At 30.3% G+C, this 25,351-nt stretch carries 25 protein-coding genes; 15 read left to right on the plus strand and 10 right to left on the minus strand.

Features of this window, described 5'->3' with window-relative positions; all coding sequences use genetic code 11:
* The first annotated feature begins 12 nt into the window (after positions 1 to 12).
* From FHG05_RS07095 to FHG05_RS07115, 5 genes are all read left to right on the plus strand, one after another.
* The gene (locus FHG05_RS07095) at positions 13 to 453 is read left to right on the plus strand and encodes a glycosyltransferase (RefSeq protein WP_140997323.1); all 441 of its coding nucleotides are present in this window, start codon (positions 13 to 15) and stop codon (positions 451 to 453) included.
* 196 nt (positions 454 to 649) lie between these two features.
* Positions 650 to 2,008 (plus strand): UDP-glucose dehydrogenase family protein, encoded by a 1,359-nt coding sequence (locus FHG05_RS07100; protein WP_140997324.1) that lies wholly within the window; start codon positions 650 to 652, stop codon positions 2,006 to 2,008.
* A gap of 42 nt (positions 2,009 to 2,050) precedes the next feature.
* A complete protein-coding gene (locus FHG05_RS07105; RefSeq protein WP_140997325.1) occupies positions 2,051 to 2,437 on the plus strand; it encodes a response regulator in 387 nt (128 codons plus the stop codon).
* 66 nt (positions 2,438 to 2,503) lie between these two features.
* Positions 2,504 to 3,691 carry a sugar transferase gene (locus FHG05_RS07110; RefSeq protein ID WP_140997326.1) on the plus strand — a complete coding sequence of 396 codons (1,188 nt, stop codon included), beginning with the start codon at positions 2,504 to 2,506 and terminating at the stop codon, positions 3,689 to 3,691.
* A gap of 11 nt (positions 3,692 to 3,702) precedes the next feature.
* Positions 3,703 to 4,437, plus strand: a complete 735-nt coding sequence (locus tag FHG05_RS07115; RefSeq protein WP_140997327.1) for a TolC family protein — start codon at positions 3,703 to 3,705, stop codon at positions 4,435 to 4,437.
* Between the two features lie 62 nt (positions 4,438 to 4,499).
* Here the strand turns inward: FHG05_RS07115 and FHG05_RS07120 are convergent, their stop codons facing one another.
* The 4 genes from FHG05_RS07120 to ahcY form a co-directional block, all read right to left on the minus strand.
* On the minus strand, positions 4,500 to 5,600 hold the full coding sequence (locus FHG05_RS07120; protein ID WP_140997328.1) for a DUF4407 domain-containing protein: 1,101 nt from the start codon (positions 5,598 to 5,600) through the stop codon (positions 4,500 to 4,502).
* 145 nt (positions 5,601 to 5,745) lie between these two features.
* Positions 5,746 to 7,050, minus strand: a complete 1,305-nt coding sequence (locus FHG05_RS07125; RefSeq protein ID WP_140997329.1) for a M56 family metallopeptidase — start codon at positions 7,048 to 7,050, stop codon at positions 5,746 to 5,748.
* A complete protein-coding gene (locus FHG05_RS07130) occupies positions 7,043 to 7,417 on the minus strand; it encodes a BlaI/MecI/CopY family transcriptional regulator (RefSeq protein WP_140997330.1) in 375 nt (124 codons plus the stop codon). The genes FHG05_RS07125 and FHG05_RS07130 overlap by 8 nt, the downstream gene beginning before the upstream one ends.
* 161 nt (positions 7,418 to 7,578) lie before the next feature.
* Complete coding sequence (gene ahcY / locus FHG05_RS07135) at positions 7,579 to 8,895, minus strand: adenosylhomocysteinase (protein ID WP_140997331.1); 1,317 nt, start codon at positions 8,893 to 8,895, stop codon at positions 7,579 to 7,581.
* Positions 8,896 to 9,082: 187 nt separating this feature from the next.
* Here ahcY and FHG05_RS07140 point away from each other — a divergent pair, with 187 nt between their 5' ends.
* From FHG05_RS07140 to FHG05_RS07180, 9 genes are all read left to right on the plus strand, one after another.
* Entirely contained in the window at positions 9,083 to 9,709 is a 627-nt protein-coding gene (locus FHG05_RS07140; RefSeq protein WP_140997332.1) for a 4'-phosphopantetheinyl transferase family protein, read from the plus strand.
* Positions 9,709 to 10,428 (plus strand): geranylgeranylglyceryl/heptaprenylglyceryl phosphate synthase, encoded by a 720-nt coding sequence (locus FHG05_RS07145; protein ID WP_317130136.1) that lies wholly within the window; start codon positions 9,709 to 9,711, stop codon positions 10,426 to 10,428. Before FHG05_RS07140 ends, FHG05_RS07145 begins: the two co-directional genes overlap by 1 nt.
* Positions 10,425 to 11,033 (plus strand): nicotinamide riboside transporter PnuC, encoded by a 609-nt coding sequence (gene pnuC, locus FHG05_RS07150; RefSeq protein ID WP_140997333.1) that lies wholly within the window; start codon positions 10,425 to 10,427, stop codon positions 11,031 to 11,033. Before FHG05_RS07145 ends, pnuC begins: the two co-directional genes overlap by 4 nt.
* Complete coding sequence (locus tag FHG05_RS07155; RefSeq protein ID WP_140997334.1) at positions 11,009 to 12,544, plus strand: DUF4301 family protein; 1,536 nt, start codon at positions 11,009 to 11,011, stop codon at positions 12,542 to 12,544. Before pnuC ends, FHG05_RS07155 begins: the two co-directional genes overlap by 25 nt.
* Positions 12,537 to 12,938 (plus strand): alternative ribosome rescue aminoacyl-tRNA hydrolase ArfB, encoded by a 402-nt coding sequence (gene arfB, locus FHG05_RS07160; protein ID WP_140997335.1) that lies wholly within the window; start codon positions 12,537 to 12,539, stop codon positions 12,936 to 12,938. The genes FHG05_RS07155 and arfB overlap by 8 nt, the downstream gene beginning before the upstream one ends.
* Positions 12,939 to 13,181: 243 nt before the next feature.
* Positions 13,182 to 15,428: a TonB-dependent receptor gene (locus FHG05_RS07165; RefSeq protein WP_232338063.1), complete on the plus strand. Its 2,247-nt coding sequence runs from the start codon at positions 13,182 to 13,184 to the stop codon at positions 15,426 to 15,428.
* A gap of 145 nt (positions 15,429 to 15,573) precedes the next feature.
* The gene (locus tag FHG05_RS07170) at positions 15,574 to 15,969 is read left to right on the plus strand and encodes a hypothetical protein (RefSeq protein WP_140997336.1); all 396 of its coding nucleotides are present in this window, start codon (positions 15,574 to 15,576) and stop codon (positions 15,967 to 15,969) included.
* Positions 15,969 to 17,681 (plus strand): hypothetical protein, encoded by a 1,713-nt coding sequence (locus FHG05_RS07175; RefSeq protein WP_140997337.1) that lies wholly within the window; start codon positions 15,969 to 15,971, stop codon positions 17,679 to 17,681. The genes FHG05_RS07170 and FHG05_RS07175 overlap by 1 nt, the downstream gene beginning before the upstream one ends.
* Complete coding sequence (locus FHG05_RS07180; RefSeq protein ID WP_140997338.1) at positions 17,668 to 18,858, plus strand: hypothetical protein; 1,191 nt, start codon at positions 17,668 to 17,670, stop codon at positions 18,856 to 18,858. Before FHG05_RS07175 ends, FHG05_RS07180 begins: the two co-directional genes overlap by 14 nt.
* Before the next feature lie 25 nt (positions 18,859 to 18,883).
* Here FHG05_RS07180 and FHG05_RS07185 read toward each other — a convergent pair whose 3' ends face one another.
* Positions 18,884 to 19,420, minus strand: coding sequence for a hypothetical protein (locus FHG05_RS07185; RefSeq protein WP_140997339.1), 537 nt, complete (start codon positions 19,418 to 19,420; stop codon positions 18,884 to 18,886).
* An 86-nt stretch (positions 19,421 to 19,506) separates the two neighbouring features.
* On the minus strand, positions 19,507 to 19,644 hold the full coding sequence (locus tag FHG05_RS18345; protein ID WP_157504195.1) for a hypothetical protein: 138 nt from the start codon (positions 19,642 to 19,644) through the stop codon (positions 19,507 to 19,509).
* 126 nt (positions 19,645 to 19,770) lie between these two features.
* Here FHG05_RS18345 and FHG05_RS07190 point away from each other — a divergent pair, with 126 nt between their 5' ends.
* Entirely contained in the window at positions 19,771 to 20,778 is a 1,008-nt protein-coding gene (locus FHG05_RS07190) for an ankyrin repeat domain-containing protein (RefSeq protein WP_140997340.1), read from the plus strand.
* Between the two features lie 10 nt (positions 20,779 to 20,788).
* Here the strand turns inward: FHG05_RS07190 and FHG05_RS07195 are convergent, their stop codons facing one another.
* From FHG05_RS07195 to FHG05_RS07210, 4 genes are read right to left on the minus strand one after another with little or no spacing between them, the layout of a single operon-like run.
* Positions 20,789 to 21,424 (minus strand): response regulator transcription factor, encoded by a 636-nt coding sequence (locus tag FHG05_RS07195; protein WP_140997341.1) that lies wholly within the window; start codon positions 21,422 to 21,424, stop codon positions 20,789 to 20,791.
* A 6-nt stretch (positions 21,425 to 21,430) separates the two neighbouring features.
* On the minus strand, positions 21,431 to 23,557 hold the full coding sequence (locus tag FHG05_RS07200; protein WP_140997342.1) for a tetratricopeptide repeat-containing sensor histidine kinase: 2,127 nt from the start codon (positions 23,555 to 23,557) through the stop codon (positions 21,431 to 21,433).
* A gap of 60 nt (positions 23,558 to 23,617) precedes the next feature.
* Positions 23,618 to 24,061 (minus strand): LexA family protein, encoded by a 444-nt coding sequence (locus FHG05_RS07205; protein WP_140997343.1) that lies wholly within the window; start codon positions 24,059 to 24,061, stop codon positions 23,618 to 23,620.
* Positions 24,055 to 25,317, minus strand: a complete 1,263-nt coding sequence (locus FHG05_RS07210; RefSeq protein ID WP_140997344.1) for a Y-family DNA polymerase — start codon at positions 25,315 to 25,317, stop codon at positions 24,055 to 24,057. The genes FHG05_RS07205 and FHG05_RS07210 overlap by 7 nt, the downstream gene beginning before the upstream one ends.
* Positions 25,318 to 25,351 lie beyond the last annotated feature (34 nt).

Consider the following 25,351-nt stretch of genomic DNA (forward strand, 5'->3'; position numbering starts at 1 on the left):
AATCATCCTAAAATGAAGACAGGAATCATAATTATATGTCATAATCAAGAGAAAACATTGGATACGCTCCAGTGTGTACAACATATTCATCATTCAAAAAATATTGAATTTTGTTTTGTTAATAATAACAGTAACGACAATACTTACGAACTTTTAAAAGAAATAAGCGAGGTTTGCCAAAATGTATCGGTAGTTAACATCAATAAATATAAAAAAGATATTTCAGCAATTCGAGCTGGAGCAAGATTTATGTTTGACCAATTTACGATACAGTATCTCGGCTTTGTAACTGCTGATATGATTGGTAAATATGAAAATTTAAGTCAATTATTAGCGAAAATTTTAAATAATCAACTTCATATTGTAAGCAGTAGACAATCGTTTTTGAAACAACGAAAAATGAAATTAACACTATTTCAAAGTTTGTTTCCCATTTCCGATTATTTAGAATGAGAAAAAAAATATTTCATATAACTTGTTGAATTTTAATTTGTTTTGTTTGTCAAGATGTTTTTTGCAATAGCGCAACATTCATAAAACCTTTAACCAACACAAAAAATTCATTCAACTACACTAAGCTTCCATTCGTCTAAATTCAAAGAAATTAAGCTTCTTATACTTGTAAGTTTGTATCATAAAATTAGATATTATGAAAATAACAATTGTAGGAAGCGGATATGTTGGGCTAGTTACTGGAGCCTGTTTTTCAGAAGTTGGAATTAATGTTCAATGCGTGGATGTTAATGAAGCAAAAATCGAAAATTTAAAAAAAGGAATTGTTCCCATTTATGAGCCAGGTTTAGACAAAATGATTGTTCGAAACTTGGAAAAGGGGAGATTACAATTTACTACGAGTTTGTCTGAAGCACTTAAAGATTCAGAAATTGTATTTATTTCAGTTGGAACACCACCAGATGAAGATGGTAGTGCTGATTTAAAATATGTACTTCAAGTGGCTAAAGATTGTGGTAAATACATGAATGATTACACATTAGTTGTGACTAAAAGCACCGTTCCTGTTGGAACTTCTATAAAAGTTAAAAACGCTATTCAAGACGAACTGCAAAAGAGAAATGTAAAAATACCGTTTGATGTAGCTTCAAATCCCGAATTTTTAAAAGAAGGTGCTGCAATTGACGATTTTTTAAAGCCAGATCGTATTATTGTAGGTGCTGAAAGCGCAAGAGCGGAAGCGTTACTTAGAAGTTTATACAAATCCTTCACACTAAATGGTCATCCCATTCTTTTTATGGATATCCTTTCGGCTGAAATGACAAAATATGCTGCTAATGCCATGCTAGCAACAAAGATTAGTTTTATGAACGACATGGCGAATCTTTGTGAGATTGTTGGTGCAGATGTCAATGAGGTTAGAAAAGGAATTGGTTCAGACGGAAGAATTGGCAACAAATTTATATATCCTGGCATAGGTTACGGTGGTTCTTGTTTTCCAAAAGATGTACAAGCCTTAATTCGAACTGCTCAAGAAAATAATTATAATCTTCAAGTTTTAAAAGCAGTTGAAGCTGTAAATCAAAATCAAAAAACAGTTTTATATCATAAAATAGTAAATTATTTTAATGGAAACTTACAAGGAAAAACGATTGCTATTTGGGGCTTGTCTTTTAAACCACAAACCGATGATATGCGGGAAGCACCTTCTTTAATTATTGTGAACAAATTAGTAGAGGCTGGAGCGAAAGTGAAAGTGTATGATCCAGTTGCTATTTCTGAAGCGAAACACCATTTTGGTGACACCATTACCTACTATAATGATCAATACGAAGCGTTAATAGAAGCCGATTGTTTAGCGATTTTAACCGAATGGCCCGAATTTAAAATTCCCAATTTCAATATTGTAAATAAGCTTTTAAATACGGCTGCTATTTTTGATGGTAGAAACATTTATGATACCTATGAAATGAAAAAGCAAGGTTTTGATTATTTCTGTATTGGAGTAAATACCTTGACTCATATGAAAAATAATCTATTACGATCTGTTAGCTAAAAACGGATACTTTACTAGATGTTAACTTTAAAAATCAACGTCATGAAGAAAAAAATATTAGTAGTAGATGATGAACAAACTACTTGTGTGCTATTAGAAAATTTTTTATCTCCAGAATATGAAGTGGTAACCAAAACCTCTGGAATTGAAGCCTTATTATGGTTGAACAATAATTTACCAGATTTAATTATTAGTGATATTCAAATGGCTAAAATGAATGGCTATGAATTTCTAAAAGAAGTTCGATTAAGTGGGTTTACAAAACACACACCTATCATAATGTTGTCTGGAAATAAAGAAAGTAAAGAGCGAATCAAATGTTATCAGCTTGGAGCACAAGATTATCTTACAAAGCCTTTTAATCCAGAGGAGTTAAAAGAAGTTACCAAAAAAAACTTGTTTCCCATTCATTATGCAAGCAATTGGTAAATTATTTTAAAAGTAAAGAAGCCCTCTTTTTATTAAAATTATAACCTCAAAAAAATATTAGAAATCATGAAAATAGTATACATTGGAAATTCAGTAGCAAAGTATCAAGCTGGTGCTGCAGTAGAAAAAGTAACCTTATTTGCAGTAAGAACCAGTATTGAAGCTTTGCAATTTCTAAATGCAAATCATGAAGTTGATGTTATAATCTCTGATTTTAATTTAACAGGAAATACAGGTTTGTATTTATTCGAAACACTTAAAAATGATGCTGTATTAAAAAACATTCCTTTTATATTAGTTTCAGAGGAATATAATTATGCCCTTTTTACAACGGCTTTATCGAAAGGGATAAGCGATTATTTTGTGCATTCTTCAACAGAAGTAATAAATATTATACAAAGAGCAAAATCTTTATATCAATTGCAAAAAATTAGTTCTCAAGAAGACACAATTGATCTAACGAATAGTTCCTATACATTGCCTTTATCTAAAAGGATTTTTGATATCGTTTTTGCTTCAACGGTTTTACTATGTATCTCCCCAATTTTGTTAATGGTTATGTTAGCGATACGATTAGAGTCACATGGGAAAGTATATTATATATCTAAAAGGGTAGGAAGAAAAACATTTGATTTTTATAAACTACGATCCATGCGTACCGGTTCTGATGAATTGATTAAAAAGATGGCCGAAGAAAAAAATCAATATAAAAAAGAAAATACGATTACTACCATTGATTTTAATAAAGCCTGTCCAAAATGCTGTCAACTAGAGCAAGGACATTCGTGTTCACCAATTTTACATATAGATAATCATCAAATTTGTGAGTATTGGCATGCGTATCAAAAAAACGAAATCGAAAAGTCCAATGCTACTTTTATTAAAATTGTTGATGATCCAAGAATTACTAAAATTGGTCGTTTCATTAGGAATACAAGTATTGATGAATTGCCTCAATTAATCAATGTTATTAAAGGAGATATGTCTATTGTGGGTAACCGACCATTACCAGTATATGAAGCAGAACTATTAACCAATGATGTTTTATCCAAACGATTTTTAGCACCTGCAGGAATAACGGGTTTATGGCAGGTTGAATTGAGAGGTAGAGGAGGTGAAATGTCTGAAGAAGAACGCATTCGTTTGGATAATGAATATGCAGATAATTTCACAGGAAATAACTATTCCTTTTGGTATGATATGAAATTAATTTTAAGAACATTTCCAGGTTTAATTCAAAAAAGTACCGTCTAAAAATTATAATTATGAAAACAAATATAAACACACTTATTCTTTTAATAATCATACAGTTGCCTTTTGCTGGATTGTGGGCTCAAAATAATAATGAAATGCAATTCCAATCAACCGCAACAAAATTGATGCTTCCTAATCTTAATGTTTTAATAGATTCTGCCTTAGTTCATAACGGAATGCTTAATTATAGAAAACTAGAAATTAACTCTAAAGAATCAAATTTAGTAGCAAAAAAGCAATTATGGACGCGCAATTTTGGAATACGTGCCGATACAGGATATGGAACATTTAATAATTTTTCCTCTACAAGTGGTGATAATTCTACAGTAAATTTGTCAAGTAGTACACAACAATTGAATTATAATGTAGGCGTATATTTAAAAATACCAGTTTTTGATATTATCAATCGAAAGTCTGACATAAAACAGGCTAAAGCTGAGTTGGAACAAGCTAAAAATTTAGTAAAATCCTTAGAAGATGAAATTCGAGAATTGGTAATACGATATTATGAAGATTTACTTTTAAAGCAAAATTTACTCGAATTAAGAGCTTCAAATTTAGGAAACGCAAAAGCGAATATGGAAATGGTTGAAAAAGAATTCAAAAACGGTCTTATTCCTATTTCAGAATATGTTAGGATTTCGGATATGACTGCTAGAATAACTGCTGAATTTGAACAAGCTAAATCCGAATTTATAATTTCAAAAAAAATATTAGAGAATATTACAGGGATTACCATTAATTGAAACTAAAAGTAGGTAGTTTTCGATTGAAAAGGGAGAAGTTTTCAAAACGACTCCCTTTTTTGTTACATAGATTTCTTTTGTTTTTCAACAAAGCCATCTGCTTGTAACTGAAGTAATTCTGTTGCTTTTTGCTTTTTGTATTTGTACAGTTCATTATCTTCTTTAATATCAGCATATACTTTATCATAGATTTCAGCATCTGTTTTGCGTTGCAATTCACTTTGGTATTTATTTTGCGCCAAAACACTTTTAAGTGCTAATTCATTATCTTCTTGCTTGAAATCATATTCTCCTTTTGGAGATAATAATTTTGCAATTATGGGAGATGTTTCTATGGCTAAGAATAATAACATAATAAAGAATGAAGGTAACCATGGTAATTTATCTAAAGCATTGATGCGAGCCATTAAACCATCAAAACCTTCAATAACAGGTTGGGTTTCTGAAATTTTTTTATCTAAGTCGCTTTGAATGGATTTTGCATTGGCTTCTAATTCCGAAATCTTTGCCTGATTAGTCGCTTTTAAAGCGGTAAGTTCTTGTAAGGCGGCATCATGCTTGTCTCTTTTTTCTTTGTAAACCGGTCCTTTGCCAAGTTTTTTAGTTCCTGCCGTTCCTTCTGCTTCTGTAATGTAAACCGAATATAAAGCGTTCACTTCTTTTTCTTTTTTTAGGACATCACTTTTTAAACTGTCAATTTGGGCTTTATTTTTATCCAAATCACTTTGAAAATAATTGGCCACTTCTTTTTTGTTGTTTAAAGCCATGGCGTTTTTTTCTTTTAGTAAAACTGTATTGATTTCTTTTTCAAAAATTTTGATTTCCAAGGGTTTTGAAATCACAATAGCGATAATAATGGCCAATACAATTCGGGGCGAAGCCTGAAGTAATTCGTCTAAGAAACTGTCTCTTTTTTTTATGGTAGAAACAATAAAACGATCGAGATTGAAAATAAGCAAACCCCAAACAAGGCCAAAGCCAATAGCTGTAAAAGCATTGTCAAAAACGGTATATAAAGCATAAGAACCTGCTATAAATGCCATAACAGCAGTAAAGAATACCGTAGCACCGATACCTGCATACTTGTTTTGTTCGCCATTAGAGGAGGATTGAATAATTTGTCTGTCTGCTCCAGAACAAAGAATAAAAAAGTTTTTTAACATGATGATTGATTTTTTGACTGATGATGATTGATTAGTACAAATATAACGCCAATTGTTTCATCTTAGTGTTAAAATGTTGAAAATTATAACGATATAAACTCAGACTAAACTTATGCTTAGTCTGAGTTTATTCAGAAAGGAAAGCTTATTTATTTCGAATTACAATTGTACCTCCTGCCTTCTTGTTTCTTTTTTCAAAAGCTTCTTTATATCCTGTTTCGGTATATAAATTTACTTGATTTTCTTGTGGAAATTTCTTACTTCTAGCATTTTTGTAAACATGACTGTTTTGAAAAAACACAAAATCAGATGGTTTGAATTTATTGAGTTCTGAATTGTCTACATTTGTTCCATCAATCCAAATGGCATATTTAGCTTGTTTTTTAAAATCTTCAAACTGAGCTTGGGTCATTTTTATTTTTAATGGTACAGGTGGTGGAGGTGGAATCATTTTTTTTTCGTCTTCACTTAATTCATTGTATTTTTTGGTGCTAATTACATTTCCGGTTCTGTCTTGTGTAATCACCTGAACATCTTCATAATACTTATTTACATCTTCATGCGGAAATGAAGTTTCAGTTTTTTCTTTTTCTTGTGCAACAAGATCGACACATAGAAAGTAAATTAGTAGTGTTAATACGGGTAAAGTAGTTGCTCTTTTGAGTATAGCACTAAGTCGCGATGTTTTTTTTGTCATCATAATAAATCTTTTTTTAGTCATTAAATAATTCAAATTACTGGCCAAGTAATATTTTTTAGTCTCAATAGTATTTAATAATAGGTGTTGATACAATGAAACATTTTTATGTTTTTTGATTACATTTTCATCGGCAATGAACTCATGGTTCAGTTGTAAAGCTTTTTTATATAAACTGAACATTGGGTTAAACCAAAATATAATTTTTATAATTTCTATAAATAGGATGTCATAACTGTGTTTTTGATGTATATGAGTGAATTCATGTTCCAATAATTCTGGTTGAATCCTTTTGTTTTTATAGTTTTGTTTATTGACAAAGACGAAATTCAAAAAGGTATAGGGCATTGCATTTTCATCTAATAAAATAATTGTAGCGTTATGCAATCGAATATGTGGGTTTTGTTTAATTTTTTTTCTAAAAGTCCATAAGTTATTAATAAACCGAATCACCAAGATAATAGCTACGATAAAATACAGTGTTAGAGCTATCTTAGCTCCATAATTGATATCCTTTTTTGGGGTTATAGAATTGGGAATATAACGTTCGTTAAGAATTTCTGGTGCAGTTGGAATATTTTGTATTTCATTAAATATTTCAATGGAGATAAATGGGATAATTAATGAAATTAATAAGGAGGCTAATAGATAAAATCGATTGAATTGGTATGTTTTTTCACTTTCTAAAAAGAACTTATAGAAGAAAAATAAAATTGCCAAACTAATAGTTGATTCTACAATATAATTACTCATTTTTTCTTTTTTTAAGTTCTACATCAATTATTTTTTTTAATTCTTCTAACTCTTTTTCAGATAAATCTGTTGCAGTAGTAAAAAACGAAGCAAATTGCGAGGCCGAATTATTAAAAAAATGCTTGATTAATCCGTTAACATGTTTCGAAAAATAATCTGATTTTTTAACTAACGGATAATATTCTCTAGAATTACCATGTAATTTATAAGCAATAAATTTTTTATCTGTCATTCTTTTCAATAACGTGGCAATAGTGGTTGTTGCAGGTTTTGGATTTGAATAGGCATCTAAAAGGTCTTTCATATACGCTTTTTCGAGCTTCCAAAGATGTTCCATTAACTGTTCCTCTGTAGGTGATAATTGCATTTGTTCTATGTTTTTAGAATTAACTCTACAAATGTAGAATAAAAATTTAATTCTACAAGTGTAGAATTAAATTTTAACAAAAAACCCTCACAAATACATGCAAGGGTTTTTACTATTTACATTAAACTAATTACTAATCACTAGTAACTAATTACTTTATATTAATATCTATAATATTCTGGTTTGAAAGGACCTTCTACAGCAACACCGATATATTTCGCTTGTTCTGGACGTAAAGTTTCTAATTCTACTCCTAATTTTGCTAAGTGAAGCGCTGCTACTTTTTCATCTAAATGTTTTGGTAACATGTATACTTCATTTTTATAGGCAGCACTATTCGTCCATAATTCAATTTGTGCTAAAGTTTGATTAGTAAACGAGTTACTCATTACAAAACTTGGGTGACCTGTAGCACAACCTAAATTAACCAAACGACCTTCTGCTAAAATAATAATATCATTTCCGTTAATAGTATATTTGTCAACTTGTGGTTTAATTTCAACTTTACTTGTACCATGGTTTTTGTTTAACCAAGCCATGTCAATTTCATTGTCAAAGTGACCAATATTACAAACGATTGTTTTATCTTTCATTTTTTCAAAATGAGAACCTAAAACGATGTCTTTATTACCTGTAGTCGTAATAACAATATCTGCATTCGCTACAACAGTGTCTAATTTTTTAACTTCAAAACCGTCCATTGCAGCTTGTAAAGCACAGATAGGGTCAATTTCAGTTACCGTTACAATCGATCCTGCACCTCTAAAAGAAGCCGCTGTTCCTTTACCTACATCTCCGTAACCACAAACCACTACTCTTTTTCCAGCAAGCATTACATCTGTAGCTCTTCTGATAGCATCTACCGCAGATTCTTTACAACCGTATTTGTTGTCAAATTTAGATTTGGTAACAGAGTCATTTACATTGATGGCAGGAATGTGTAATGTACCATTTTGCATTCTTTCATATAAACGGTGTACACCAGTAGTCGTTTCTTCTGATAAACCTTTAATACCTTTGATTAATTCAGGATATTTATCAAAAACCATATTAGTTAAATCACCACCATCATCTAAAATCATATTTAATGGCTGACGTTCTTCACCGAAAAATAGGGTTTGTTCGATACACCAGTCAAATTCTTCTTCATTTAAACCTTTCCATGCATATACTGGAATTCCAGCAGCAGCAATTGCAGCAGCAGCATGATCTTGAGTAGAGAAAATGTTACAAGATGACCAAGTAACATCAGCACCTAAAGCAACTAAGGTTTCAATTAAAACAGCAGTTTGAATGGTCATGTGAAGACATCCAGCAATACGAGCTCCTTGTAAAGGCTTGCTTGCACCATATTCTTCTCTTAAAGCCATCAATCCTGGCATTTCAGCTTCTGCTAATTCAATTTCTTTTCTTCCCCATTCAGCTAGAGCAATATCTTTCACTTTATAAGGAACATAAGGGATGGTTTTTGTACTCATCTATTCGTATATTTGTATTTATAATTTCAGACGGCAAAGATACTGAATTCCTTTTTATTTTTTTATGGATTTTAGATTTTTTGTGAAATGTCTAACAATATAATATTTTGAAATTCAGTTTTTTAATTGGATAATTTAGACATAAAAAGAAAGAAATTAGCCAGTTAAATATAAAAATAAATCCTACATGTCTTTTTATAAGGAAATAGCCATTCATCCCACTGCAACTATTTATCTTTGGAAAATAGAAGAAGAATTTATTGCGTTATTTCGTCAAGTATCATTAAAAGATACTTCTTTAGCTCGATTGGAAAGTATGAAATCAGAAAGTCATCAGAAAGGTTTTTTAGCGGTTCGAATGTTGTTGCAGCACTTAGGTTATACTGATTTTGATTTGTTTTATGATGCATTTGGTAAACCACACTTAAAAGATGGGAAACACATCTCAATTAGTCATTCAAATGATTTTTCAGCAGTATTAATTAGCGATGCACTTATGGGAATAGATTTGGAAATTTTAAAAGATAAAATTGTAACTATTGCACCTCGTTTTATGGATGTGAATCATCTAGAAAATTTAAATCAATTAGACAAAATAAAGAAAGCCACAGTGGTTTGGGGAATTAAAGAATCGATTTTTAAAATTAAAAATGAAAAAGGAATTAGTTTTCCAAAACATATTTTTGAAGAAGCTTTTCGTTTGACAGATAAAAGAGGATTGGCACAATTGAAATTTAATGATTTAACCGAAGAATATTGTTTTCAGTTTGAATTTGTAGATAATTATGCCTTAGTTTGTGCTTTTCAAAATTAATGATGACAGCTATTTACCAAGAAATACTTCATGCAAAACTGCAAAAGCGAAAGCTTTTAGCGATTCTTTTAGATCCTGAAAAACTAGAGTTGGCTCCAATTCAGGACGTATGTCTCAAAATAAAAGAAACTCCAGCTACTCATATTTTTGTAGGAGGAAGTACTTTTAATGGTTTTCATTTAGATGCCTTAATTTTAGAAATAAAAAAACATATACATTTGCCTGTTTTACTTTTTCCAGGTGATTATAAACAAATTTCTGCTCATGCAGATGGAATTTTATTTTTAAACCTAGTTTCTGGGAGAAATCCAGAATATTTAATTGAGCATCAAGTGAATGCGGTGCCTTTATTGGAAAAAACCAATTTAGAGATTATACCTACGGCTTATTTATTAATTGAAAGTGGTGTTGTCACAGCTGTTGAAAAAGTAAGTGCAACTAAACCTTTAAATCGCGATAATATTGATTATGTGAGTCAAACGGCAAAAGCAAGCGAATGGATGGGAAACCAACTAGTGTATCTAGAAGCAGGTAGTGGAGCAAAAAAAGCAGTTCCATTAGAAATGATAAGAGAAACCGCTTCAAAAATCTCAATACCGATAATTGTGGGTGGTGGAATTACTTCTTTTGAAGGAATTCAACAGGCTTATAAAGCTGGTGCTACCATGGTAGTTATTGGTACCGCTTTTGAGAATAATACTTCTTTTTTTGAACTATGATTGATTTTTTATTTTCTCAATATGAGGATTACTCTACCTTACAAATTATTTTAGAGATTATAGCCGTACTATTTGGTTTAGTAAGTGTATGGTTTGCTAAAAAGAACAATATATTAGTATATCCAACTGGCATTGTTAGTACCGTAATTTATATTTATTTATTGTATAAATGGGAATTAATAGGAGATTTACTTATTAATATTTATTATACCTCTATGAGTATTTATGGATGGTGGCTTTGGTCTCAAAAAAAAGAGAATCAAGTGGAATATCCAATAGCAAACGTTAGTAAAAAAGAAATAGGTTTAGGAATTGTTATTTTTATAATAACTGTATTTTTTGTAGTGCTAGTCTATCATTTTTTTAATAAATTTACGAGTTGGACAGCTTATGTAGATACATTTACAACAGGTATATTTTTTGTGGGAATGTGGTTAATGGCCAAACGAAAAATTGAGAATTGGATACTTTGGATTATTGGTGATATCGTTTCAATACCCTTATATTTTTCCAAAGGCTATACTTTTACAAGTTTACAATATGTGATTTTTACAGTTATAGCAATTTATGCATATAAAGAATGGAAGAGAAATTTAGTGAATTAGATTTAAAACAAATTCAAGATAAAGGCATTTCAATTGAAAAAATATTACAACAATTTTATTTTTTTGAAAATGGAATTCCGAAAGCGAACTTGGTCAGATCGGCTACAAAAGACGACGGAATATGGGTGTTAAGCGGAGAAGAAAAGGAAGCTTATATTGTTGTTTTTAACGAAAAAAAGCACCTTTTTGATATCCGCAAGTTTGTTCCTGCTTCTGGAGCAGCTAGTAGAATGTTTCAGTTTTTATCAGAGTTTTTAAATGAATATGATTATAAAAATGAAACCATTAATGCATATATTAATAGAAAAAAAGCGAGTGAACTATCTGTTTTTTTAATTGGATTGAAAAACTTTCCTTTTTATCCAAAACTTAAAGAAAAAACAATAGCTATTTATCCTGACTATTTTAGTAACGAAAGAGACGTAAAAGATTATTTCTTAATAAAAACATTGCTTTCTGAAGAACATTTAGATTTTGCAAATAAACCAAAAGGAATTCTACCTTTTCACAAAAAAAAGAATACGATTTATTCTCCAGTTGAAGAGCATTTAGAAGAAACTCTTTTTTACAGAGTAGATTCAATTAAACCCAAAGTTCATTTTACAATTTCTGAAAATCATTTGGAAAGTTTTAAGGAAATAACCTCGAAATTTGATACCGTTGAAATTGATTTCTCCTATCAAGAAAGTTATACGGATACGTTGGCAGTTACTAAAAATAATGAGCCATTTAGAAAAGAAGATGGAACGCTTCTTTTTAGACCTGGCGGGCATGGTGCCTTAATTGAAAACTTAAATAAACTGAATGCAGATCTTATTTTTATAAAAAATATCGATAATGTTTCTCAGAATCATTTAAGTGAAATCGTACAGTATAAAAAATTATTGGGTGGAATTCTTATCGCGATACAGGAACAGGCTTTTGCATTTTTAAAGTCATTGGATACAAAAACATTAGGAAATCAAGAATTAAATAAAATAGTTTCTTTCGTAGAGGAAAAACTCAATATAAATTTGCCTGTCGATTTTGATAAATATAAAAAGACATACAAAAGTGAGGTGCTTTTTGAAATTTTAAACCGGCCAATTCGCGTTTGTGGGATGGTAAAAAATGAAGGTGAACCTGGAGGAGGTCCTTTTTGGGTAAAAAGTGAAAAAGGAGCAATAACCTTACAAATTATTGAAAATACACAAGTTGATTTTACCAATGAAAAACAAGTCGAAATTTTTAATAAATCCACTCATTTCAATCCTGTTGACCTAGTTTGTGGTGTGAAAAATTTTAAAGGTGAAAAATTCGATTTGTTGCAATATGTTGATGAAAATATGGGGTTCATCGTTGAAAAAACTAAAAACGGCAAATCGTATAAAGCATTTGAATTACCTGGTTTGTGGAATGGGGCAATGGCTTTTTGGAATACTATTTTTGTAGAAGTTCCATTAACAACTTTTAATCCTGTAAAAACAGTAAATGATCTATTAAAACCAGCACATCAACCTGAAAATGAATAAAGAGATTGTACTTACTGAAGTGAAATATAAAGCGGTGCGAAGCAGTGGTGCTGGTGGTCAAAATGTAAACAAAGTGTCTTCCAAAGTCGTGTTAAGTTTTGATTTGATGGATTCAAAAGGTTTAGACGAAGAAGAAAAAGAAAGATTGAAAGCGAAAATAGCTTCAAAACTAACTCAAGAATTCCATTTAATACTGACTTGTGATGAAGATAGAAGTCAACTTAAAAATAAAGAAATAGTTACTCGTAGATTTATAAAAATACTGCAAGAGGGTTTGAAAATAGAAAAACCAAGAAAAGCAACAAAAATTCCTAAAGCGGCTAAAGAAAAACGATTGGTAGCCAAAAAAACAACCGCGCAAATTAAAGAAAATAGAAAGAAACCTAAGTTGTAAAAAAAATAAAGTTTCTATCTTGTAATTTCTAACTTTACCTTACATTTGCACCGTCTCAAAGGGGTGCTCTAAATAACGAGCTGAGATTATACCCATAGAACCTAGAACAGGTAATGCTGTTTAGGAATGAAAAGAGAAATCATTTATTTTGCTTATTTGAAGTAAAGTAAAACAATCTCGAGTGTATCAATTTAAATTTTAACCAAGAATAATGACCCCTTTTATTCGTATAATTTTTTACGAATGAAAATTTTATTCAAAAGTAGTACAATGTTTAATGCACAATGTACAATGGCTTGTTCAAGTCTTTCATTTTATGTCAAGAAAAGTTTCTCGAGGACATTTATTAACTTTTTTCTTTTTTCTTTTTTCTTTTCTCTTGCCTCTTTTTCACAAGAAACGGAAAAAGATTCAACAAAAATTACCCAATTAAACGAAGTAGTGCTTTCTTCAGTAAGAGCAAAAGAGAAAAGTCCCATTACCTTTACGAATATTTCTAAAGAAGAGATTGCTAAGCGAAATTTAGGGCAAGATATTCCGGTTTTATTAAATTACCAACCTTCAGTAGTAACTACAACCGATGCGGGTAACGGTGTAGGTTATACTTATATGAGAGTGAGAGGTTCAGATGGATCGCGTATAAACGTAACTCTAAATGGTGTTCCTTTTAACGATAGTGAAAGTCATGGTACTTTTTTTGTAAATCTACCCGACTTTGCTTCCTCCATACAAAGTGCTCAGTTGCAAAGAGGTGTTGGAACATCAACAAATGGAGCAGGTGCTTTTGGAGCAAGTTTAAATATGGAAACCAAATCGTATCAAGAAAAAGCGCATGCTGAAATTGCGAATTCAGTAGGTAGTTTCGGTACTCGAAAACATACGCTTTCTTTTGGAAGTGGTTTGCATAATAACTTTGAAATTAATGGGCGTTTGTCTCAAATTGCTTCTGATGGCTATATCGACAGAGCTTCAACAAATATGTTTGGTTATTTCTTTAATGCCAACTATGTAAAAGAAAATACCATTATAAAGTTGATTGCTTTTGGTGGAAAAGAAAAAACATATCAAGCTTGGTATGGTTTGGAGGATGAAGAAATGTTAGCGAATAATCCTACCTATAATATTGCAGGAATGTATTATGATGAAAACGGAAATGTACAATTTTATGATAATGAAACCGATAATTATTGGCAAAATCATTTTCAATTGCATTGGTCTGAAAAATGGAATTCAAAATGGAGTTCTAATGTTTCTTTACATTATACAGCAGGGAAAGGTTTCTTTGAACAATACAAAGAAGATGAAGATGTAACAGCATATAATTTACCAGATTTTAATGGGAATACTATTTCAGATTTAGTAAGACGAAGATGGTTGGATAATGATTTTTTTGGAGCTACATTTTTCTTAAACTATAACAGCCAAAAAACAGATTTTCAAATTGGTGGAGCGGCTAATAGATATTTAGGTAAACACTATGGTGAAGTTATAAAAACACAATACTACACTCCAAATGCAAATCGCTATTATGACAACTTTGGAAATAAAGACGATGTAAATGTTTACAGTAAAATAAGTCATGAAATTATAGATAAAGTAAATGTTTTTACCGATTTACAATATCGAATGGTATTTTATCAAGCAGACAGTTTTAAATTTAATGATGTAAATGACACGTTTCGTTTCTTTAACCCAAAAGTGGGGTTAAATTACCAATTCAATGCGAATAACATGTTCTATGGGTATTTTGGTATTGCCAATAAAGAACCACGAAGAGACGATTACGAAAATAATGAGAATAAACCAAAATCAGAACGTTTGAACGATTATGAATTGGGTTGGAAATACGCTTCTAAGAAGATAAAAGTGAATGCCAATCTTTTTTATATGAAGTATAAGAACCAATTGGTTCTAACAGGAGCTTTAAATGATGTAGGTGCTCCTGTATTTACAAATAGTGGTAAAAGTTATCGTTATGGAATTGAAATTGATGCCCAAATTCAACTAGTTGAAGGCTTGTTTTTTCAACCTAATGTAACTTTTAGTCAGAATAAAAACCAAGATTTCTATTTTCAAAGAGATGGCGAATTGAAAAATTTAGGCGATACCAACATTGCGTATTCTCCAAACATTATCGCTGGTGGGAATATTACGTATTTACCATTGAAAGGGTTGCAAATTTCGCTATTATCTAAATACGTTGGAAAACAATATATGGGTAATATTGACGCAAAAAAATCGGAATTAGAAGCATATTTTATTAATGATTTGAATGTAAATTACGAATGGAAAATTAATAAAGGCATTCAATCGATTGTTTTTTCTGGTTTAGTTAATAACATCTTCGATGTAAAATATATTTCGAATGGCTATTTTTATACCTATGATGATGATTTTTCAAATCCACCAGCAATTACAACTATTGAAGGAGCGGGTTATTATCCGCAAGCAGGTATTAACTTTTTAGCAGGAATGACTGTGAAATTTTAATGGAAATAAAAACAAATAAATATACAGAAGCTAGTTCATTTGGAACTAGCTTTTTTTATACTTCAAAAGTTAAAATCACTATTTTTAATGATTTATAGTCGCATAATTACCAATAGTTTTGTTTTCAAATTAATTCAAAACTATTATGGGACTTACCGAAAAACGCTTAGCTGCTACAATACAAACGGATGCTTTACCAAAATTCATATCAGAAATTCAAGAAGTAGCTGATTATCCAATTGCAGTTACTATCGATTGGGAAACTTTTATAGCTTATGATTCTTATCCTTTGAGCCGATTGGAAAATTATGTTTTTAATGATGTGAAAGAAGCGATAGGAAAAATTTGTAGTGATGCGATTGGAAAAGAAGCATTACAAGAAAATGTAACTACGATACACATTCGTAACACCGATCAACAAGATAATTTTAGTATGGAACTAAAAGATAAAACCCTTTTTCTTACAGAGCGTTTGTATGGGGATACTTTTAGTAATCATATGACCAATATGATAGTAGATTATTTAGAATCGGTATTGTAATGAAGAGAAGTAATAGTTATCAATTGCAAATTAAAAGAGAAGGTGTTAATCAGGTTCATGTTTTTAAAAAAAACGATGAAGGCACCTATGATAATTATTGGAATTTTTCTTTATTAGGGGATGATGAACCTATTATTTTAAATGATTTTTTTAACGAAAATCAATTTGTAATTATTAATTGGAATGGCTGGATACGACTGTTTGATGCGAAGAAAAAAGTATTGCTGTTGGATTATGATTTGAAAGGAAATCTAGATGCTAAAGCTGTCTTTTCCATAAATAAAAAGAAAGTATATGTATGTATTCACGACCACAATCATAAAGCCTTTCTGGTTACTTTAGATTTAATAACTACAAAAATTGCCATTCAAGAATTGGGTAATTGCTATGCTTCTCATCTTGGAATTCGAAAAGATGGATGCTTATTATTTTATAAACAGGATTGGGAATATGAAAATAAACAAAAAAAATATACACATGGTTTTACTGTATTCCATCCCAAAACGAGTGAACAGGAATATTTTAGTTTGCCTGAAGCTCCTTGTTCTTCTTTCGATAGTGTTACACCTTTTATTGATACTCGAACAAATTTAGCTGTAATGCCTTATTATGGAGCAGTACAGGTTAAAAATAAAGAAAAAAAGCAGCTGTTATTTGAGTTTCACATCATGCTTATCCATTTAAACACATTTGAAGTAGAACTCCTTTCTGTTAGGGATTTTGAAAAATACCAATTGAGTTGCTTCGAATCCAATTGTGAAGATATGGTAGAACTTTTTTTGAATAAAAGGGTTGAAGAAGAAGAGTACCAAGAAGCTGTTTGCGAATTTTGTGAAGATTTGAACACGGTCTATTTTGTAGAGGATGGTTTTTGGTTGTGTTGGAGAAACGGAGTTCTAAGAAAAGTGTATAAAGATAAAAGTCTTTCTGCTTTATTGGTAACCCATTCCTTACCTAATAATAATGGAAGTGGAATGTTTCAATTTCCATTTTTTCATTCTCAATTGTATAGAATTGAAGACCATAAGCTCTATCTTTTTGATGAAACGAATTATTATTCCGCAACAATTCCAGATGCGATGACATTGAAAAATGAGAATTGTTTTCCTATTTCATTAGAAACAACGACTCTCGATATCATTAACAAAACGAGCTATACCAAGGAGAAAAGAAAGGAAATTGATCGATTAGACAAAATCATCCTCTTAGTGGAAGATTTAGCTTTAGAAAAATCTCTTTTAGATGCCTTACATCAAATGTATCTCAAAGTCGAATCTTTAGAAACTTTGGGTTTAGTTACTACGCTTGAATTTCAAATAGAAGATAAAAAAGGAGCAATTGTAGCGGAACCCGTATTTTTTGAAAAAATAGCTGTTTTAGAAGAAGCAACAACAATATTACAAAACATAGTAGAAACATTCTGTAACTACCCAAAAGCTAAATATTTATATAGGAATGAAGAAGAAACGGCACTTTGCTATGCGGTTTTAACACTCTCGAAAAAAGGTAAAGATTTTTTGCCTACCATACTTCGGTATTTGGCTACCATAGATTTGGATCATGATGTTTTTACTATTGAAAATATCGTTCCTTATTTAGATGTTACTTACGAAAGAACCTCTATAATAGAAAATTTAAAAATCATTTCTGAAGATTGTTTGGAATGGTTTGAACACTATTGGCATGAAATTGACGCAAATGAATTGTATTAATGGTACTATTCAAAAACAAATAAAGACAATATCTGGAATAGCTTTTTTTCTGATAGCATTACCGTTTTATACACAAAATAATATGGAACATTACACTTACGACCAAGAAATTTTAGATGAAAATAACTTACGACACGGAACTTTAGTGGCAACAAGCTATCTGTTTGAGGGATTGGCTTATAAACATGTATACCAACACGGTGCGCTACTGCAAACTACTGATTTTCGCTATCAAGTAAATCATCAAAAGGAATTAATAGGTAAATTCAAGAATAATCTTCCTTATGAAGGTTATTTCGTTTCTGAAAATGAACTTGAAATTCCAGAAATAACCTATTATGAAAACGGAGAAATACATACGGTTTATAGAACAACGCTTTCTGATATGTTAGAAATAGAATTATTAGGTAAAATGCCAGTTTGGATAACTTGTAGTTTTAAAGAGGGTATCTTAATTGAGGGTTTGTCTCATGAACAATTTAAATTAGGTGACGGACATTTATTGGTAACCGAATTTTTTAAAAATGGAGAACGCACTCGTGTTGATTTTTGGCTTTTAGCGATGCATTATGCTGAAACGATTCGATTGAATTTTCTAACGAATGGATATGAAATCATTAAAGAAAGGATAGATGCAGAAGATATTGATCCTGAAATTGATACGCGTGAACAGCGATTAACCATCTTATTTAATGAAACAGGAAGTGGCAATTTATCTTTTCAAAAAGAAAAAGAAGTAATCGCTCAATATGAGTTTGATGAATATGAACTTTCAAGAAAAATTTCAGCTATTCCCAGTATTGTGAATTATACCTTGAGTGCATCCCAAACAATTCGATGTTTTCAAAAATATAATTTTAAGAGTGTTTCTTCCAATTCAGAAAATGATTTTTATAATCCTAGTTTAATAAATTCAATTTATAGTAATTTATTATACAACCGTATTCCTAGATTTTCTACTACAAAAAAAAGTGATTACACAACATTGTTTCAAGAACAACAAGATTTAGAATCGGGATTGCTTTTGTTTTTAAATCAAGAAGGAAAACCGGAACATGGTTTGCTTTTGGAACAAGATAATGAAGTATATCAATATTCCAAATTTAAAGAAGGAACAAAAACGGAACACAAAGAGCAACTTACATTAGAAATTGTAAAGCAGTTGTTTTTTCAATGAAAATAAGAACAGCTTTATTTTTTAATTAAGATAATATTTCTATCCAAAGAGTAACATTGTCTAAAGCAGGTCTTATTTCTGGAGCAAAAGAAGTTTCCATATCAACTGAAGTTTGTTTGGTTACTTTATTTATGATATAACGACTAAACGAAGACGTATTTACGCGTTCCAAAATAAATTGGTTATCCGTTTCATAAATGGAATGTAAAAATGCGGGATTTAAGTTTCCAAAATATTTTTTTACAAATGCAATAGTCTTTATATCGCTCTTGGATGGTTGGTAGAAATCTTTTATAGAAAGGCCATCCAATGGTAAACATCTTGTAGCGATTAATTCAATAGTAAATTCATAGATTACCTTTTGATTTGGGTTATTTTTTGGAATACACCGAATCCATCTCTTAAATGTTAGGTATACTTCTTCCTCGTTTTTAAATGCACGTATAAGATAATCGTTTGAATCAATATCGTTTTTTTTATGCTTTTCTTTTAAAATGTGCAAAGCAATATCTATAAGTTCCGTTTTCTTTTTGTTTGTTAAATCAGAAATCTTAAAATTCATTGAATCAATTTTTAACTTAGTTTATTCAGTTGTAATAGCTTTTAAAAAATCCTCATCTTGCCAAAATTTTTCAAAATGGATGTCGTTTAAGAAATGTTCTTTGGTTTTTCCAATTTTTGATTGTAATTATCAAAACGAATGGCAGTCATATTTTTAGAATGAGTTATTTCAGAAAAGGTAAACTGATTTTTTGCTAAGTCGATTCTTATTTCTGTTGTGTTCATAATATACTTGTTTAGACACAAAAATAAGTGCTATAAAAATGTAGATTTTCACTATTTATAGTGATTTTAAATTTTTTGAACGACAGTATCTTTACTGAGGTTATAAAATGGAAATTTAATTTTTTTATGATGAATAAAAATGATGACTTATCAATTGAACTTTTTAATTTATTAGATACTTATAAATACACCCTTGATTTAGTTGAAAAGGCTGTTGAATTATTGGAAAAAGGAGCTGATGTAAATTATAAGCAAATAGAGTATCCGTATGAAACAAGTTTGTATAGATGTTTGTCTTCAGGTAAAAGTGAATATAAATTAAATATGGTTGAACTTTTGATAGCAAACGGAGCTGATGTTAACTTAGTAGCTGATATTTTTTCTCCTTTAAGTCAGGCTGTAATGAAAAATGATATTGAAATTGTGCAACTTTTACTAAAAAATGGAGCAAATGACTTTAGTTATTCATTAAAAAATGCAATTGAACAAGATAAAATTGAAATGGTACAATTGTTAATTAGTTATGGTGGAAAATGCAATTGTTTTGAAGACTATAATTGTTCATTTTTGGAATTTTGCAATGAACCATTTAGACTTAAAAAGGAAGATTATCATTATGAAAAGACACCAGGATTAGCAATAGCAGAATTGCTAATTAGTTGCGGTGCAAATCCTAATGGAGTTGAAAATGGTACATCGAGTCCTATATCAGAAGCGATAAGGCATGATTTTATAGAATTAGTACATTTATTACTACAAAACGGAGCAGTATTTACAGATGAATTAATTTTTTATTGTAATACCTTAGAGATGACCAACTTCTTATTGGAAAAAGACATATTTGATAATACATTTTGTAAGAACCTTAGAGGCGAAAATGTGCTTATCTATAATGCGATGCAATCCAATTACGAATTAGTGCACTATTGGATAAATTCTGGAATTGATTTATATGATTTTGATAAACAGGGTTTTACTGCTTTTCATTATTTGGTTATGAAAGAAAAAATAGATGTTTTTGAACAATTTTTACCGTATTTTGATATTAAGAAATGTAATGCAATACAACCCATATTAGATTTAATCGACCATAAAAAAATGAAAGCACAAATAGAAGAAATGTTAATCGATTGAAAAACAAATACTAATCTAATAATCCTAATTCGATAGCAAACTTTACTAAACCTGCGGTGTTCTTTACATTTAGTTTAGATAATAAATTTCTTTTGTGTGTATTTACCGTATTCAAGCTGATAAAGGTTTTTTCTGCAATTTCAGCAGCCGTTAATTGTTTGGCAATTAGCACTAGAATTTCTTTTTCTCGATTGCTTAATTCGGTCGTTGAGGAAAGATTTTTTTTCAGATTGGTTTCATATTCTTTATGAATAGCCGCTACTTCTTTAGAAAAATAATGTTCTCCCGATTGTACTTTTTTAATAGCATATAAAAGTTCATCTTTTTCTGCGTTTTTTAAAAGGTAACCGTCTACACCTAATCGATTTAACTTAGCAATAATGTGCGCGTTGCTGTGTGTAGTTAAAATGATAATCTTTAAATTGGGATAATTTTTTTTCAGAATTTTAGTAGCATCAACGCCATCCATTTCTGGCATACTAATGTCTAATAAGAGTACATCGGCTGTATTCTCTTCGAGTAATTTTAGCAGTTCTTTTCCATTGGAAGCTTTTCCAGTTACAGTAATTTCAGGAACGTTTCTTAATAAAGAAATCAATCCTTCTAGAAACATAGTGTGGTCGTCAGCTATGATAATGTTTGTCATGTTTGCTTATATTATGGGTATTTCAATGTTAAAAATAGCACCTCTATTGGGTGTGGAATCGATTTGTAAATTGCCATTGAGTTGCTGAATTCGGTTTTTAATATTGGTTAAACCAATGCCTTCTTTATTATTTTCCAAAGCAAATCCTTTTCCATTATCTTCAAAAATAATATTAAATAGGTTTCCAATCAAATTGAGTTGTAATTCAATACTATCAGCTTGAGCATGTTTAATGGTATTTGTGATTAATTCTTGAATGATATGGTACACTTCGTTCAAAATGAATTCGTCTATTTTATTGATTTCATTTCTTGGGTGTGCCGAAAAATAAGATTGTAGATGACTGGCTTCTGCTAATTTGTTTTGGTATTCTTCTACAAATTCACAAAAATTATCTTGGTGAAAACGTTTGGGTAATAAGTTGTGGGAAATGCTTCTTATTTGATTATAAGTATCATTAATTTGGGCATTTATACGTTTAATTTCATTTTCTTTACCATAAGTAGAATTGTTCAATTGTAGCTTAATGGCTGCTAAATTTCCTCCTACGGCATCATGTAATTCTTGTGCAATGCGAATGCGTTCTTTATCCTGACCTTCAATTTCAGCTTTCACTAGTTTTAATTCCTGATCTTTTAAAAGCGCTTTATTTTTTTGTTCGCTGATCTCTTTTTGTTTTTTGTTAATTAAGAGTTGAGCTTTTTGTTTTTGATAATATACGAATGAGAGTGCAATCACTGGAATAAGTAACACTAGAAAACCTATAATAATGATATTGCGAACTTGTTTTTCTCTTAAAATTTCAGATTCTTTCAACTGTTTGTCTTTTTGCAACAAATTAATTTGGTTGATTTTATTTTGGGTTACTTCTTGTAATTTTAAGACTTCATTTTCACTCTGTTTTTTCTCAATTGCTTTTTGTAAGTTAAGATTTTCAATGGCTCTTTCTTGGTTCTTTAACAAGAGTATTTTATTATTGTTTTTTAACGTCAAATCTTTGATTTCGTTTTCTTTTTGTAAGGTTTTAAACTTAATGTCTAATTCGTTTATGTCTTGATCATTCTGTTTTTTGGAAATCGAATCACTCACTTCTGCATAGCGGGTCATAAGCGCATACGCATTTTTATAATTGTCTTGTGCTACTGCTAATTCTTTTAATTTTAAATAAATCCCTTTTTGTTGGTCTAAAAAATGATAGTCTAAAGCAATATGCAAGGCATTTAAGTAGTGTAGTTCAGCTTCTTGAAGTTTGTTCTGTGAATATAATATTTCACCAATGTTTTGATTCACAATTACTTCAATATTATATAGTTTTCCTTTTTTAGAAATCGCCAAACATTCTTTGTAATATTTTAATGCTTCTGGAATGTTATCGATATAAACATAATTAACGCCAATATTTAAAGCACTTATGGCCTGACACTGTAAGTTGTTTTTTTCTTCACAAATACCTTTTACCTTTTTGAAGTAATTGTTTGAAGTTTCATAATCTTTGTCGAGCACATAAATGGAACCTAAATTGAGATAACTACCAATAACAATCTCTTCCCCTTCTTTATATTGCAAACATTGATTGAAATATTTCTTAGAATTTTCGTAGTCAGCTAATTTTGTATAAATGTTAGCTAATCCATGAAGATTCGAATAATATGGATATCCCTTTTTTTGATTTTCAACAATTTCAATTCCTTTTAAGTGGTATTTTTTACTAATTTCAAAAAGTCCTTGTTTGTTATTGGCTAATCCTAGTAAATTATAACTGCCAGAGGCCAATATTCTTCTAATGGAATCATTTTTAATGGACTCGGAGCCTTTTAATGCGTTGTTCGCATAAAATGTCATCGAATCCAATTGTGTTTTTTTATTGTAATAATAAGAGAGTAGGAGTTGTATTCTTACATAGGATTCTTTGGTTTTTAAAGTTTGAAGTAATTTTTGTGCTCCTTCTTTAGCTTCTTTATCCTTATTATTATTTAATAAGTCAAATAAAGGATTAATTTCTTGTTTTTCTAATTCCGCTAAGTTGTCCTGGCTAAGCGTAAATGATTTTTTTTCTATTTCTTGACCTGTAACAAGAATAGAAAAAAGAAGCAAACCATAAAAGCAACAAAATTTTAGTACGGATTGTAACATTAAAGAGTGGTAATTGGTACTTAAAAAAAACGAAAAGTAAATATAGTATTTATTACCAAATTATAAGTTCATTTTTTTAATAACATAAGTAACAATACCCCAAATCATAAATTCGTTTTCTTCAATGACTTCAATAGGTTTGTAGGAATCATTTTCAGGATAAAGAAATAACTTTTGGTCGATTATTTTTATTCTTTTTACAGTAAATTCCCCATCAATGAAACAAATAGCAATTTTATTATTGCTAGGCTCTAAACTTCGGTCTATTACTAAAATATCTCCATCATCAATACCAGCACCTATCATGGAGTTGCCACTGGCTTTAGCGTAAAATGTAGCTTCTTTATTTTTTATTAAAAAGGCGTCTAAGCTAATTCGGGTGCCTTCAAAATCAGCTGCAGGAGAAGGAAACCCTGCTTTTATGCCAGCTGCAATATAAGGTAATTCGATGTTTGAATCGGTTTTTGGAATAAAGAAATGAAGTTTTTTACTAGGGTTTAACATTTTACTGTAAGTATTTCTTTAATATCGGTAGTGTATTTTCTAGACAAATGATTTTGCTTCATTTTCCAAGTTTTTTCTAAATCTTGGTTGCCCAATTTTATTTTTCTTTCACCCGTTTTTTCTAGAAAATCGTCCATTATTTTCATTACAATTTGATGTTTTGGATTTTCATCTTCAAACAAGTGAAATTGCTTTGTTTCTTCTGGAATAATTTGGGTTACAATAACGCCTGCTTTTTTATAAATAGCATTTTCTTCAAATATTTCATGAAGCATTTTTATGGCTGTAGTACTAATGGTTATGCCTGAATTGGTTGCAAATGGTAAAGTATACATACGAGAAAAATTATAACGTGCATTTTCTTCAATGTATTTGTCTTTTCGAAGGTAAAGAATGACATTATAACAACACGATTTTTGTTTGCGTAATTTTTCTGCACAAACCATGGCAAATGTGGAAACCCGTTCTTTTAATTCGTTGTAATCGGTAATGCTTTTTTCAAAGCTTCTAGTAATTGCAATGCTTTTTTTATTTTTAGGTTCTTCAATAGCAATAACCGATTTTCCTTCTAATTCATATTTTAAACGCAAGCCTACAACTCCCATTTCTTTTTTAATAAACGTTTCATGATACGGTTGAATAAAATCATAGGCAGTAAGGATATTTTTAGCTTTCATTTTTTTACTTAAGCGAAAACCAATACCCCAAACATCTTCAATTTTTGTCCATTTTAAAGCTTTTATTCTTTTTTCATCGGTATCAATTACATATACTCCATTAGTGTGTGTTGGAAATTTTCTAGCAATCTTATTGGCTACTTTTGAAAGTGCTTTACTGGGTGCAAAACCCACACTAGTTGGAATACTTGTCCATTTTTTAATTCTGTCCTTAATTTGGATACCATACTCTTGGTAGTTGGCAATCTGCATGCCATCAAAATTCATAAAAGCTTCATCAATACTGTACACTTCTACACAAGGAGTAAACTGCTCCAATATTTTCATGACGCGATGACTTAAATCACCATACAATGAATAATTGGAAGAAAATACCTCTACTTGATGCTCTTTTAATAATGCTTTTACTTTAAATTCGGGTACTCCCATTGGAATACCTAATTTTTTAGCTTCATCGCTACGCGAAATGATACAACCATCATTATTCGATAAAATGGCAATAGGTTTTCCATTAAGTTGCGGTTGGAAAACACGTTCGCAAGAAGCGTAAAAATTATTGCAATCAATTAAAGCATACATACTGTAAATTTACTTTATAATTTTTATACTATAA

Origin of the sequence: Flavobacterium profundi, assembly GCF_006491645.1 — a bacterium.
Lineage (GTDB): Bacteria > Bacteroidota > Bacteroidia > Flavobacteriales > Flavobacteriaceae > Flavobacterium > Flavobacterium profundi.